Origin of the sequence: Paraburkholderia edwinii, from assembly GCF_019428685.1 — a bacterium.
GTDB lineage: Bacteria > Pseudomonadota > Gammaproteobacteria > Burkholderiales > Burkholderiaceae > Paraburkholderia > Paraburkholderia edwinii.
This window is the reverse complement of the sequence record NZ_CP080096.1, coordinates 259,283-272,426: the sequence shown is the minus strand read 5'-3', so window position 1 is coordinate 272,426 and position 13,144 is coordinate 259,283. Positions and strand designations below refer to the sequence as shown.

Below are 13,144 nucleotides of genomic sequence, written 5' to 3'. Positions count from 1 at the left end.
CGTCGATCTATGTCAATTGCCATGAACTTTCCTCAAAAAACGATTCGCGTTGCCGTATGCGTGATTGCGCTCGGCGTCGCGGCATGGGGTTGCACGACGCTTCTTGCGGATTCGAGCACGGAATCGACCAACGATGCGTACGTGACGGCCGATTTCACGCTTGTGGCTCCACGTATCGCCGGGCAGATTTCCGAAGTGCTGGTGGAAGACAATCAGCGTGTGAAGGCAGGACAATTACTGGTGCGTATCGACGACCGCGACTTTCACGCCGCGCTGATGAGCGCCGAGGCCGACGTAGCGGCGGCAAAAGCCGCGGTCGCGAACTTCGACGCCGAAATTGCACGGCAGCCGTCGCTCGTCGATCAGGCGCGCGCGACGCTTCGCGCCGACGATGCTTCGATTCAGTTTGCGCGAGCCAACGCGGCGCGCTACCAGGATCTGTCGCAATCGGGCGCGGGTACGACGCAGGAACAGCAGCACGCGTCGAGCACGCTTGCTGAACTGCTCGCGCGGCAGTCGCACGATGAGGCCGCATTGCTCGCGACCCAGCAAAACCTCGATGTGCTGCGCACGCAGCGCGACAAGGCCGCTGGCGCTTTGGCTCATGCTCAAGCGGTGCTCGAACAGGCAAGGCTCAATCTTTCGTACACGGAAATTCATGCGCCGGTCGATGGCAAGGTCGGGCGGCGCTCGGTGCGCGTCGGCGCGTTTGTGACGACCGGCGCACCGCTGCTTGCGATCGTGCCGCTTTCGGATGCGTATATCGTCGCGAACTTTCAGGAGAACCAGCTGACGCGCATGCGGCCCGGAGAGAGCGTGCGTATCAAGGTCGACAGCATGCCGGGCGTCCTGATTCAAGGGCATATCGATAGCCTTGCGCCTGCCACGGGCCTGAGCTTTGCGCCTATCGCGCCCGACAACGCAACCGGTAACTTCACGAAAGTCGTTCAGCGCGTACCCGTGAAAATCACCATCGATCGGGGGCAGGACGCGGCAGCCGAATTGAGCGTCGGGCTTTCTGTCGAAACGGAAGTGACCGTTGCAAACCGGGGCGACAAGCCGATCGAAGGAGCGGGCAAAAAATGAACGCGAGCGAATTTTCCATCCGCACGCCGGCGCTCGCGGTATTGCTGTGCTCCGTGCTGTCGGGGTGCCTCGTCGGCCCAAACTTCGAACATCCACAGACCCACACGCCGGATGTGTTTGACCGCACGCAAACCGCACAAGCGTCGAGCAAAGCCGTCGAAGCCGAATTCAACCCGGATTGGTGGACGCTTTTCAACGACCCAATGCTGAACGCTTTGCAGCAGGAGCTGACCGACGCGAATCTCGACGTAGCCGCGGCCTCGGCGCGCTTGCGCGAAAGCCGGGCCGGGCAGCGCATCGCCGGCGCGGCGGAATATCCGACACTAGACGGCGCCGCGTCGTATAACCGCGAACGCGGCAGTCCGAACGGTATTCTGTCGTTGCTTGGCGTGAGTCCGGCGCAAAGTCAGCCGCAATCGGCATCGGGCAGTGCGCCGCTTGGCGTGGCGCCGTTGCCGGGTTCATCGGGTTCACCGGCGTATAACCTGTATCAGTTCGGCTTCGATGCATCGTGGGAACTCGATATCTGGGGCGGCGCGCGGCGCGGTGTCGAGGCGGCGACGGCGCTAAGCGCTTCGTCCTATGAAGATCGCAATGCGGTGCTGTTATCCGTACGCGCCGAACTCGCGCGAGACTATATCGAGCTGCGCGACACGCAGGCGCTGCTCCAGATAGCAAAGCAGAATCTCGAGATTGCGCGCAATGCGACGAAGCTCACGGAAATACGCAAGCGCGATGGCGTGACGACCGATCTCGATGTCGCCAATGCATCGGCACAAGTGGAGTCGATCGAGAGTCTGATTCCGACACTCGAAGCGCGCACCGAAACCACGATCAATGCGATCGGCGTGCTGCTCGCGAAGGAACCCGGCGCGCTCAAGGCGCGTCTTGCCGAGCCGCGCGATGTGCCGGGGCTTCCTCAACAGGTGCCGATTGGCTTCCCATCGGAACTCGCGCAACGCCGGCCCGACATCAGAAGGGCGGATGCGCAGTTGCATGCGGCCACGGCCACGATCGGCATGGCGAAAGCCGACTTCTATCCGCGAATCTCATTGAACGGCAGTGCAGGCTTTCAAAGTCTTCAGCTGTCGAGTCTTGCCGATTGGGCGTCGGGGCAGTTCGTCGTCGGCCCGTCGATCACGCTGCCGATATTCGAAGGCGGGCGCCTCAAGGGAACGCTGGAATTGCGTGAGGCGCAGCAGCAGGAAGCGGCGATCGTGTACAAACGTACGGTGCTTCAGGCCTGGCGCGAAGTGGACGATGCACTCATCACCTACGACGCCGAACAGCGTCGGCGCGAGCGCCTCAAAGCGGTGGTGCGCCTGAACGAGCGTGCGTTGTCGGTGGCGCAGCAGCGATATAAACAGGGCGCGGTCGATTATCTGAATGTGCTGAATGTGCAGCGGCAGCTGCTTAAGGCGCAAAGCGATCTCGAGCAAAGCGACGCCGATGCCGACGTCAATCTGATTACGCTTTGCAAGGTGCTGGGTGGCGGGTGGGAGTCGACGTATGCGCAGCAGGGGGCGGTTAGTGCTGCCACGCCGCGCCAGTAAAGATCTTGCCGGCGCGCGGGGATTTACCTGGTGACTCTGAAGCAGAAGTCCACTTCAACCACTGCGCCCTTGGGCAACTGAATTGCACCGACAGACGTGCGCGTGTGTACGCCTGCGTCTTCAAGGACCGTCGACAGCACGTCGGATGCGCCATCGGCGACTTCGCTTTGCTTCGTGAAGTCGGGCGCGCTACGCACGAACACATTGATGCGCGGGACCGAAACGATCGCGTCGAGGGTGCCGCAAACGTTTTTAAGCAGCGCGAGTGCGCGTATTGCCGAAATTCCCGCGGCGCGCTTTGCATCGTCGAGAGAGATCGACCCTCCAGCCACACCGACGAAACGAACCTCGTCGCCGACCCTCGGGATTTGGCCGGCAATGTAAGCGATGCCCGCATCGATCAGCACCGGCGTGTACTTTCCACCTACCTTGATTTCCTCATTCAGCGGAAATCCCACTTCGGCGGCAAGCTTTTCAAAGCGTTCGTCTCTGGTCATGATGGCGGCGGTAAGTTTCGGGTCTATCGGGGGATTCTAGTGCATTGCTTTGAATGCAATGTGTCGTGCCCCGCCGAGCGTGGACTATCCCGTTACCCGAACGTCGCTGACCATCCTCCAATCGCGTTCGAGCGTTCGCGTTGCCGTTCCTTTAACAACGAGTGTGGCATTCAGATGGATATCGCGGCTCGAACTGCCGATCATCAGATCGAACTCGCCCGGCTCGACGATGCGCTCCCCGCGCGCATCCGTGAAGTTCAGCATATCGACGGGCAGGCGCACGCGTAAATGCACCTTTGCATGCGGCTCGATCGTGACGCGCGCGAGTGCCTTCAATTCCTTGACCGGCCGCGATGTCGAAGCGAGACGGTCGCGCACATAGACCTGCACCACTTCGTCGCCGCTTCGCGTACCGACGTTTTCGACGCCAAAGCTGAATTCAAATGTGCCATCCGCGATCGGCACTTCCGATGCGATCAGATTGAGGTCGCTATACGCAAAGCGCGTATAGGTGAGTCCAAAGCCGAACGGATAGCGCGAGCCGAAGTGCCGGGCAACAGGCGTGCCCGCGCTTTTCAACCGGTGGTTATAGACGTAGGGCACCGCCCCCGCGCTGGTTGGCACCGACAACGGCAAACGCCCGCTAAAGCTTGCGCGCCCTGTCAGCAGTTCGGCAAGCGCCTCGCCGCCTTTTTCGCCCGGCGCAAAGGCCATGATTTGCGCGGCAACACGATCTTCCTGACCGCCGAGGTTATAGGGCCGGCCACCCGTCATCACGACGACGGTCGGCGTTCCCGTAGCGACCACGGCATCGATCAATGCCTGCTGCACGCCCGGCAAGGCGAGCGTATCGGTATCCGAACCTTCTCCGACCGTGCCCGACTGGAAAAGGCCTGATAGGTCGCCGACAAAGACGATCGCGACATCGGCTTCGCGCGCGGCCTGCGCCGCGTTGGCGATACGAAACGTGTCCGTGCTGATCAGTTCGTCGCGCGCATTCAGATCGCGCGTGTCGAGCGCAACGTCGCCGGGAAACACGGGCGCGCCGGCACGCCGCTCTTCGATGATCGCGCAGCCCTTTTCGTACACCACACTGGTTTCGCCTAGCAGGTGGCGCAACGCCTGCAACGGCGTTGTGATCGACGAAGCCGACTGTTCGCCGCTGACGATCAGATGCACGGGGAAGCTGTAGCCCGCTAGCAAAGCGAGCGGATCGTCCGCGGTCGGCCCAATCACCGCGATCTTCTGCTGGCGGTCGCCTGCGAGCGGTAGCACGCCGTCATTGCGCAGCAGTACGGCCGACTCGCGCGCGACCTCGTGCGCGAGATCGAGTGCAGCGTGGCTACGCAAGTCCACGCGGTCGGGGTCGACATACGGATGTTCGAAGAGGCCAATATCGAATTTCGCGCGCAACACGCGCGTCACGGCCGCATCGATCGTCGCTTCGCTAATGTCGCCGCGCGCGAGTGCTTCCTTCAGGTGCAGCGCGCATTCGTGGCCCGGCAGTTCGATATCGAGGCCGGCATTGAACGATTGCGCCGCGGCGTCGGCCGCGTCGCGCGCGACGCCGTGGTGCGTGTACAGCAGATTCACGGCGACGTAGTCGGCAACGATCAGTCCGTCGAAGCCCCACTTTTCGCGCAGCACGTGGTGCAGCAAATCGCGGTTCGTATGGCACGGCACGCCGTCGATGTCGTGATAGGCCGGCATCACGGAGCCGGCATGCGCGAGCTTGACGGCCATCTCGAACGGCAGCATGTAGATGTCGTTGAGTTCGCGTGGCCCGACGTGGACCGGTGCGTGATTACGCGCGCCTTCGCTTGCCGAATGCGCGACAAAGTGCTTGAGCGTCGCGAGCACGTCGCGGCGCTCGCCTTGCAAGCCCTTGACGTAACTGCACGCCATCACGCCGACGAGGTACGGATCTTCGCCGAACGTTTCTTCGGTGCGGCCCCAGCGCGGATCGCGCGAGACGTCGAGCACGGGCGCCAGCCCCTGGTGGCAGCCGATCGAGCGCGCCTGCTTGCCGATCATCTCGCCCACGCGGCCGATCAACGCCGGATTCCACGTCGCCGCGTAGTTGAGCGACGACGGAAACAGCGTGGCGTCCTTGATCATCAGGCCGACCAGACACTCCTCGTGCGACATCACGGGAATGCCGAGGCGCGTTTCCTCGACCATCTGCCGCTGCAATGCATTGAGCGCCTTGACGCCCTCCTGCGGATCGACGGTGTGCGTGCCGAGCGGGCGCGTCACCTGGCCCAGACCATGGCGCAACAAGGTGTCGAGCGGCACGCCGGTGTCGCGTTGCGCGAAATCTTCCGTGCGCCATGCATGCTGACCATCGGCGGAAAGCTTGAGCCAGACCGCATGCAGTTGCGCGATCTTTTCGTCGATCGTCATGCGAGCGAGCAGATCGGCGACGCGCGCATCGGTCGGCATATGCGCGCGGCGATAAACCGGAAACTCGCTGTTGTCCTGAAGCGCCATCCATTTACTCCTGACGGGTTCGGTATCGTGGTGACCGTTTGGTTTTTGTTCCTGCCCTGCAGCGCTTTGGCCTTTTAGCGCTTTAGCCCCTTAGCCCTTTAGCGAGCCGGCCATCATGCCTTTGATCACGCGTTCCTGACCGAACGCATACGCAACGATCAGCGGCAACGACGTAAGCGTGACGACCGCCAGCATTGCCGGCACATTCGACGAGTATTGCCCTTGAAAATCCCATATCGCGAGCGGCAGCGTGCGATGTTCGGGTGTCGACGTCAGCATGTAGGCGAAGATAAACTCGTTCCACAGGCCGATGCCGTTGTAGATCGCCACCGTGGCGAGCCCCGGCGTCGATAGCGGGAAGAAGATGCGCCAGAAAATGCCGAACGGCCCGCAGCCGTCGAGCTGCGCCGCCTCTTCAAGTTCGCGCGGAATCTGGCGCATGAACTCGGTGAGAATAAAGATCGAGATCGGCAGGCTCAAAGCGACATAAGGCCCGAGCAGGGCGAACGGCGTGTCGTAAATGCCGAGGTTGCGCGTGAGCAGATAGATCGGCACAAGCGTCGCGTGCAGCGGCACAATCATGCCCGCAACGATAATGGCGAAGAGCGTCTTGTTCAGCGCGAAGCGCATGCGCGCGAACGCATAGGCCGCCATCGCGCTTGCCAAAACGATCAACAGTACCGAAACGCCCACCACAAACACGCTATTGCGAAAATACGTGAAGTAAGGCCCTTCGAGCACCGCGACATAGTTGCCGATAAAGAGGTGCTGCGGCAATGCCCAGACCGGCGACGAATACGTTTCGTCCTGTGTTTTAAGGCTCGTCGCAACGACAAAAAGGAACGGCGCCGTCGTAACGATCAGCCAGATCACCGCAAGAAGCAGTACACCCAATCGCGGTTTTAGCTTCATCATGGCCTAGACCTCGGTCGCATAGCGGCGGGTAAAGCGCAGCGAGATGGCCGCGACCGCGCAGACGATGATGAACATCGCCGAGCCGATCGTGCTGCCGTAGCCGAGCTGAAATGAGCTGAACACGGTCCGATACATGTAGGTGGCCATCACCTCGGACGAGCCTTCAGGCCCGCCGCCCGTCATTACATAGATCAGATCGAAGTAACGCAGCGAGCCGAGCACGGCAAGCAGCACCGCGGTGCGCACGGTGCCTTGCAAATGCGGCAGCTTGATACGCCAGAAAATGACCCATTCGGATGCGCCGTCGAGCCGCGCCGCCTCGTTGACCTCTTGCGGCATCGAGGAGAGTCCCGCGAGAAACAGGATCATGTAGAACGGAACGTTCTGCCAGCAGATGACGGCAATCGTCGACGCCAGCGACAGATGCGGATTGCCGAGCCAGTCTTGTGCCAGCGCGTCGAGACCGAGCGCATGCAATGCAGTGTTGAGCGGCCCGAAGTTCGGATCGTAGACGTTCTTGAACAGCACGCCGATGGCGACGCTCGACATCAGCAGCGGCAAAAAATAGAGAATCTTCAGCACGCGCGAGCCGCGGCCGGCTTTTTCGAGCAGCACGGCGAGCGCGAGCGCGATCGGCAATTCAACGACCACCGACGTGACCGCGAGAATCACATTGTTCAACAGCGACTGCCAGAACACGGTGTCGTGCGCGAGACGCACCCAGTTCGACAGACCGACAAAGCGCGCGTTGCTGCCAAGACCATTCCAGTCGAGCAGCGAAAGCCGCAAGCTCGAGACGAGCGGATAGAGCAGGAAGACCGCGAGCAGCAGCACAGCCGGCGCGAGAAATGCGGCCACGACGAGCGCCTGCGACGGAAAGCGCAGCCGGCGTCGGCGTTCGGATACGGCGGGGAGCACGATGTTCACGGCAGGTCTGCCGGCCCGGCGCCGCGTGCATATGACGGCGGCGCCGGCCGGGCTATCCGGTTGAGGTCAGGTGGCGTGTGTCGTTGCGGATGTCGCTGGCGGCGCAGTGGCTAACCGCCCGCTTTGGCCGCGGTTTCCATCTGCTGCGCGGCGGCCTCGGGCGTAACCGACAGACCGAACAGCGCCTGTGTCGTGTCCTTATGAACTTCGCCCAGGTGCGGCGGCAACGCCTGGTCGTACCAGAGCTGCACGTTCGGTGCATCGACAATCAGACTTTGCAGACGCTTGAGGAATGGATCGTCGAGTGCGATGTTTTTGACCGGCGGAATTTTGCGGTCGCCGACGCGTGCGCGCATGGCGGTGTCGTCCGTTAGCGACTGGATCAGCTTGAACGCGGCATCCGGATATTTGCATTCGGTGGAAATGCTAAGAAAGCCGTCGCCGACCGTACCGATCACATCGCGCGGATCGCCTTTGCCGCCCGGCACGCTCGGGAATGGGAAGAAGTCGAGCTTCTTCGAGAACGCCGGATTCTCGCTTTGAATCGTCGAGGCTTCCCAACCGCCCATCAGTTCCATTGCCGCGCGACCCGAATAGAGCAGGCGGCGCGATGCACCGACGTCGTAGTCGAGACCGTTATAGCCTTGTGCGAACGCGCCGGCCTTGACGAGCTGCTGAATGTACTTGCCGGCTTCGACAAACGCCGGATCGTCAAAGCCCTTGCCGGCGCCGTCGAGCGCGGCGCGCACGACGTCCGGGCCGCCAATGCGGTCGACGAGATACATGTAGTACATCGAACCCGTCCACTTGTTCTTGTTCGCGAGTGCGAACGGCGCGATGCCGTGCGATGTCAGCACCTGCACGACATGCATCAGATCGGGCCACGTGGCGGGCGGCTTCAGGCCATATTGCTGGAAGATGTCCTTGTTATAGAAGATCACGGCGGCGGACGCATTTTCTGCCGCGACGCCGTAAGTCTTGCCGTCGAACGTCACGGCCTTCCACGACGAAGGCAGGAAGCGGTCACGATAGGCAGAGTCTTTCTGCAGGTACGGCGTCAGGTCGACAATCTGGCCGGCCTTCACGTATTCGTGCAACGGGCCGCCGCCCCACGATTCGAACACGCAGGGCGGCTGGTTTGCGCCGAACGCAACCTTGAGCTTGGTCTTGTACGCGTCGTTGATGACGTGCGAATTCTCGACCTTGTAGCCGGGGGTTTTCTGCTCGAAGCGATCGGACGCGTCGCGCAAGATCTTGCTCGATGTCGCGTTGGTTTGCTGGTCCCACGCGGTAATGACTTTCGCGTCCTGCGCGTGGGCTGCGGTGCCCGCGGCCATCGCCAGCAACGAGCAAAGCGCAGTGAGGCTGATCGCCTTCGATACCGCCGCATACGTCATCTTGAAGTCTCCATCGTTAGAGTAGGGGACAACTAACGGTAGCCTTAACGTTTAGCGATGGTAGTAACGTCATTAGGCCGTTGCCAGATGAGGTTAACCCTCAAGCGTGCGGGATGCCTTAAGCGATTTGCATATAGACGTGGCGCAGCGTTGCAGATAAAGGCTTTGCGCGTAACGCAGGTGGCCCAGAAAAGCCCTGATTGCGCTTCGAATCTATTCGCTTAGAATGGATGTTGAAAGGACGTTAGCGGTAACGTACTTCAGCGCGCTAGTGCGCTATCTTCTCTCACCTGCTCGTGACTGACGGCATGACCAAGGAAAACCCCACGCTGGCGGACGTGGCACGTCTGGCCGGCGTATCGCAGATGACCGCATCCCGCGCGCTCAACGGGCGCTCCGGCGTGTCGCGCGAGACGCGCGACGAAGTGCTGCGCATTGCGTCCGATATCGGTTACGTCGTCAATCGCACGGCGCAAAAGCTCTCAGGCAGGCGCAACGGCATTATCGGCATCATCACGCCGACGCTCGATACGCAGTTCTCGAGCGAACTGATACTCGGCGCCGGCCGCGCCGCGAGGGCCGCCGGTTGCGAGGTGCTGATCTATACGATGTCCGATGAAGACCGGCGCATGCATCACGATGTGCTCGGGCTTGTGCGGCAGTTTTCCGACGCGTTGCTCGCGATCCTGCCGCGCGACTCGCTGTGGCTCGATTCGTTAGCCAAAGCGAAACTGCCCGTGGTCGTGATCGATCAGCGCGGCACGATGCACCGGTTCCCGTCGGTATCGGTCGATAACTATGGCGGCGCGCTGCTCGCTGTCGAGCATCTGATCGAACTCGGGCACACGCGCATCGCGTTCCTCGGCGGCGGTGATTCGATTGAAGGCGTACGCGACCGGCAGCGCGGCTATGTCGATGCGCTCGCGCGGCACGGGCTGCCGCATGCGCCTGAGTTGATCGCATCCGGCGACTTGTCGCAAATGACGGCGTTTGAGGTGGCCTCGAGGTTGATCAATCTCGCCGATCCGCCTACCGCGATTTTTACGGCTAACGATCAAAGCGCGTTTGGTGCGATTGCCGCGGCGCGCGAAGCAGGGCTGCGCGTACCCGATGACATGTCCGTCGTCGGCTTCGATGACATTCCGATGGCGGAGCAGTTTCATCCGGCGCTCACGACAGTGCGTCAGCCGTTTCAGCAAATGGCCAGTTCCGCGGTGAACACCTTGCTTGCGCAAGTGGCCGGGAATGATGCGAGCGTGCAGAGAGTCACGTTTGCTGCTGAACTGGTAGTGCGCGATTCAAGCGGAACGGTCACATCTGTGCGCCGGCGTTCCGCCGCGTTGCAGAAAGCGCGGAAGCCGGGGCGTTGATCGAACTGGGTTCTGACATGACATGCTTCGTGCGAACCGCGATTTGTAGCGCTTTGTATCTGGTTTGTACGGGCCTTTAGTCGCCCGACCGTGCAAAGGGTTTTTCATGCGACGTAGAATGAGTCGCAATTTGAAACGACATCCCTACGAAGCTTAGGTACGCGAAAGGCGACAGCGATCGCGGCCCGTCTCATGCCATAGCAGACACGAAATTCATCTGTCCGAGTCAAGCCATTCGCTGAGACGGAATAGCGGTCATGCATGGGTGTTGTGCAACCTTGACCCTGCAAGACCCGAATCGCTGGAATGCCCTATGGACCATGACATTGCACATCTGCTCGACACGCTGCCCGGCATGACCGCCGATGAATGGCAAAAGGCGGTCAGGCAAGCGTGGAGTATGCAATGCCGGTTCAACGGCGATGACCGTGGCAACCTCAAATGCGCTTACTGGAGCATGGGTGGATTGAGCTTCACCCTGGCCGATGTTTCCGATCAGCGGTGGGAGTATTTGCCGGGTTCCGGGCACAACAACTGGCGCGACGAAACGATCCTGGTCCTTATCACGCACAGTGGCGTGATCGAGCTCGAACAGTCGGACATGAAGACGAGATTGACCGCGGGATCGTTGCTGGTGCTCGACCCCGGCACGCAATATACGCAGGTGGGCGATCGCGATACGCGAGGGATGATGCTGCGCATCCCGAAGGTTGCGCTTGAACGGCGGGGCATGGAGTTCGCGAATCGCGGCATGGTGGTGGCCGACCCGGCGTCAGGCGATACGCGCATGCTGAAATCGCTGATCGCATCCGCTGCCGCTTATGGCGAACGGTCGAGTCCGCAATGTGCGAAGCTCGTGGCGGAGCACCTGATTGACCTGATGCAGATTATCGCGGCCGATTCATGGGCGCCGAGGTCGGTCGGGCGCTCGGCCACCCTTCTTGCGTACGCAAAGCGCTTTATCGAACGGAACGTGTCCAACGAGCAACTCGACATAGAGGCGGTTGCCAAAGCGATGGGCACGTCTACGCGCTATATCGCAAGATTGTTCGCCAGCGAAGGCACGACGATCATGCGCTACCTTTGGCGCCTGCGTCTCGAGCGCGCCAAAGGCATCCTGACCGATCCGGAATCACCGCTTCGCATCAATGAAGTCGCATGGCAGTGCGGCTTCGCGAGCGCGGCGCACTTCAGCCGCATGTTCAAGAAGGCGTTTGGCGTCAACCCAAAAGAAGCGCGACGCCTTGCTTCGATAGAGGCGAAGGCCTGAACGCCTGGCGAGAAGGCGTAAGCGGGCGGAGATTTGTATCGGTAAGTAATCGACGGTAGCCGGTCATCGCCGCTTGTATCCCGCTTGTATCGTGCGCGTATCCGGCTTGTATCTCCCGCTGCGCTTATGGAACAAGAACTACGGAACAAGTACTACGGAACAAGAACGATCTTTCCAGGCTTGTGCGGCGCACCTTCGATCATCTCGTGCGCGCGACGCGCGTCCGCTAGCGGCAGAATTTCACCTACGCGGGTTTCGAGTTGATGGTCTGCCGCGAGGCGGCCCAGCGTTTCGAGGATGCCGGTTTCAACGCGCACCAGCAGGAAGTCGGACCTCACGTTCCGAGGCAATAGCGCGCCATCGGGTTTCTGGACTGCCGATACGAGGACCCCACTGGGTCGCACAAGCGCATAGGACCGCTCGAGCGCGGCCCCACCGACCGTATCGATAACAGCATCGAAGCTGGCCGAATAAGCATCGACGCGGTCCATATTTCGCTCGATGATTTCGTTTGCGCCGAAAGCGCGCACAAGGTCCGCCTGAGCGTCCGAGGCAGTCGCAACCACATGCGCGCCGGCAAGCCGGGCCAGTTGTACGGCGTAGGCGCCCACGTTGCCGAAGCCGCCGAGCACCAGAACACGCTGTCCGGCCTTGACGCCTGCAAATTCGTGCAGCATTTGCCAGGCGGTGACCGCGATGACCGGCAGCGATGCGGCGTCCTCGAAACCGAGGCCGGCAGGCTTGGCCGCGATCATGTCGGCTCGGGCTCTTGCGTACTGCGCGTAGCCATCGGTGAAGCGGCGGTTGGTGACGCCGAATACTTCGTCGCCTTCCATGATTCCCGTTACGCCAGGGCCGACCGCGACGACCTGTCCGGCAATGTCAGAGCCCGGGGTCAAAGGCAGCGGTTGCGGAAGCACGCTTTTGCCGGCGCGAATCCACGTATCCCACGGACCGACGCCTGCCGCCTTCACCCTGACGACCACTTCTCCTTCGCCCGGCGTTGGAATGGCAAGCTGACGCAACTCGAGGACGTCCGGTCCGCCAAACTTTTCAATCTGAACTGCCTGCATCGATGTTGACACTTTCTGCTCTCCTGGTCGCCGCTTTCGCCGGATCTCGGCCCGCGGCGTAGCAACGACCGCTAAAGGTTGAGGTTCCATGTAGACCGGTCTAGCGTTCCAGCGGCTCTTTGATCGGTTCATGCCCGGACGTTACCGCAAAAACCAGTAACTTCGCAGGCATGGTCTTGCTCGCGTTGCGGGATATAACATGGTGCGCGCCTGGAGGCTCGTACCAGGCCTCACCGGTACGATAGATTCTGGAGGGTGCGCCTTCAAGTTGCGATTCCACACTGCCCTCCACGACGTACGCGAAGATCGAGCCGGGATGCTTGTGCGGAGTGGAGGCCTGGCCCGGCGCATACGCGACAGTGGCGATAAGGACTGTCTTTGCGGGAGCCTCCGGGATGGTCTGCTGCATAACGGGTGAGACGGTTTCTTCATCCGGAGCATTCGCCAAGGCCGGTCGCGGGATCGCAAGCGTCGACAGCGCGAGCGCTAACGTCGCGGCAGCGAAGGCGAAACGACTCGACAGACTGGCTTTTCGCATTGATTTGATTTGTGTGTGCATCATTCAC

11 protein-coding genes are annotated in these 13,144 nt (G+C 61.3%); 4 read left to right on the top strand and 7 right to left on the bottom strand.

All coding sequences use genetic code 11. The features are described from left to right. Positions 1 to 21 precede the first annotated feature (21 nt). Together KZJ38_RS23075 and KZJ38_RS23070 are read left to right on the top strand one after the other, a co-directional pair. Positions 22 to 1,086 (top strand): HlyD family secretion protein, encoded by a 1,065-nt coding sequence (locus KZJ38_RS23075; RefSeq protein ID WP_425518406.1) that lies wholly within the window; start codon positions 22 to 24, stop codon positions 1,084 to 1,086. Next, complete coding sequence (locus tag KZJ38_RS23070; RefSeq protein WP_219802019.1) at positions 1,083 to 2,639, top strand: efflux transporter outer membrane subunit; 1,557 nt, start codon at positions 1,083 to 1,085, stop codon at positions 2,637 to 2,639. Before KZJ38_RS23075 ends, KZJ38_RS23070 begins: the two co-directional genes overlap by 4 nt. Positions 2,640 to 2,662: 23 nt before the next feature. On the opposite strand, the gene KZJ38_RS23065 is transcribed toward KZJ38_RS23070, so the two are convergent. The 5 genes from KZJ38_RS23065 to KZJ38_RS23045 form a co-directional block, all read right to left on the bottom strand. Then, positions 2,663 to 3,136 (bottom strand): RidA family protein, encoded by a 474-nt coding sequence (locus tag KZJ38_RS23065; protein WP_219802018.1) that lies wholly within the window; start codon positions 3,134 to 3,136, stop codon positions 2,663 to 2,665. 84 nt (positions 3,137 to 3,220) lie between these two features. Continuing rightward, a complete protein-coding gene (locus KZJ38_RS23060; protein WP_219802017.1) occupies positions 3,221 to 5,626 on the bottom strand; it encodes a glycoside hydrolase family 3 N-terminal domain-containing protein in 2,406 nt (801 codons plus the stop codon). 90 nt (positions 5,627 to 5,716) lie between these two features. Further along, positions 5,717 to 6,541: a carbohydrate ABC transporter permease gene (locus KZJ38_RS23055; protein WP_219802016.1), complete on the bottom strand. Its 825-nt coding sequence runs from the start codon at positions 6,539 to 6,541 to the stop codon at positions 5,717 to 5,719. A gap of 3 nt (positions 6,542 to 6,544) precedes the next feature. Beyond that, a complete protein-coding gene (locus tag KZJ38_RS23050) occupies positions 6,545 to 7,468 on the bottom strand; it encodes a carbohydrate ABC transporter permease (protein ID WP_219802015.1) in 924 nt (307 codons plus the stop codon). Positions 7,469 to 7,578: 110 nt separating this feature from the next. Next, entirely contained in the window at positions 7,579 to 8,865 is a 1,287-nt protein-coding gene (locus KZJ38_RS23045; RefSeq protein ID WP_219802014.1) for an extracellular solute-binding protein, read from the bottom strand. Between the two features lie 308 nt (positions 8,866 to 9,173). On the opposite strand from KZJ38_RS23045, the gene KZJ38_RS23040 reads away from it, so the two are divergent. Together KZJ38_RS23040 and KZJ38_RS23035 are read left to right on the top strand one after the other, a co-directional pair. After that, positions 9,174 to 10,235: a LacI family DNA-binding transcriptional regulator gene (locus tag KZJ38_RS23040; protein WP_219802013.1), complete on the top strand. Its 1,062-nt coding sequence runs from the start codon at positions 9,174 to 9,176 to the stop codon at positions 10,233 to 10,235. 313 nt (positions 10,236 to 10,548) lie between these two features. After that, positions 10,549 to 11,505 (top strand): AraC family transcriptional regulator, encoded by a 957-nt coding sequence (locus KZJ38_RS23035; protein WP_219802012.1) that lies wholly within the window; start codon positions 10,549 to 10,551, stop codon positions 11,503 to 11,505. 152 nt (positions 11,506 to 11,657) lie between these two features. Here KZJ38_RS23035 and KZJ38_RS23030 read toward each other — a convergent pair whose 3' ends face one another. Further along, positions 11,658 to 12,710, bottom strand: coding sequence for an NADP-dependent oxidoreductase (locus tag KZJ38_RS23030; RefSeq protein ID WP_246641957.1), 1,053 nt, complete (start codon positions 12,708 to 12,710; stop codon positions 11,658 to 11,660). Further along, on the bottom strand, positions 12,679 to 13,140 hold the full coding sequence (locus tag KZJ38_RS23025; RefSeq protein ID WP_246641956.1) for a cupin domain-containing protein: 462 nt from the start codon (positions 13,138 to 13,140) through the stop codon (positions 12,679 to 12,681). The genes KZJ38_RS23030 and KZJ38_RS23025 overlap by 32 nt, the downstream gene beginning before the upstream one ends. Between the last annotated feature and the right edge of the window lie 4 nt (positions 13,141 to 13,144).

Bases quoted from the DNA above. Each gene is read 5' to 3' on its own strand.
- KZJ38_RS23040 (WP_219802013.1), top strand. From the start codon at position 9,174: ATGACCAAGGAAAACCCCACGCTGGCGGACGTGGCACGTCTGGCCGGC.
- KZJ38_RS23055 (WP_219802016.1), bottom strand. From the start codon at position 6,541: ATGATGAAGCTAAAACCGCGATTGGGTGTACTGCTTCTTGCGGTGATC.
- KZJ38_RS23030 (WP_246641957.1), bottom strand. From the start codon at position 12,710: ATGAACCGATCAAAGAGCCGCTGGAACGCTAGACCGGTCTACATGGAA.
- KZJ38_RS23065 (WP_219802018.1), bottom strand. From the start codon at position 3,136: ATGACCAGAGACGAACGCTTTGAAAAGCTTGCCGCCGAAGTGGGATTT.
- KZJ38_RS23025 (WP_246641956.1), bottom strand. From the start codon at position 13,140: ATGATGCACACACAAATCAAATCAATGCGAAAAGCCAGTCTGTCGAGT.
- KZJ38_RS23045 (WP_219802014.1), bottom strand. From the start codon at position 8,865: ATGACGTATGCGGCGGTATCGAAGGCGATCAGCCTCACTGCGCTTTGC.
- KZJ38_RS23060 (WP_219802017.1), bottom strand. From the start codon at position 5,626: ATGGCGCTTCAGGACAACAGCGAGTTTCCGGTTTATCGCCGCGCGCAT.
- KZJ38_RS23070 (WP_219802019.1), top strand. From the start codon at position 1,083: ATGAACGCGAGCGAATTTTCCATCCGCACGCCGGCGCTCGCGGTATTG.
- KZJ38_RS23035 (WP_219802012.1), top strand. From the start codon at position 10,549: ATGGACCATGACATTGCACATCTGCTCGACACGCTGCCCGGCATGACC.
- KZJ38_RS23075 (WP_425518406.1), top strand. From the start codon at position 22: ATGAACTTTCCTCAAAAAACGATTCGCGTTGCCGTATGCGTGATTGCG.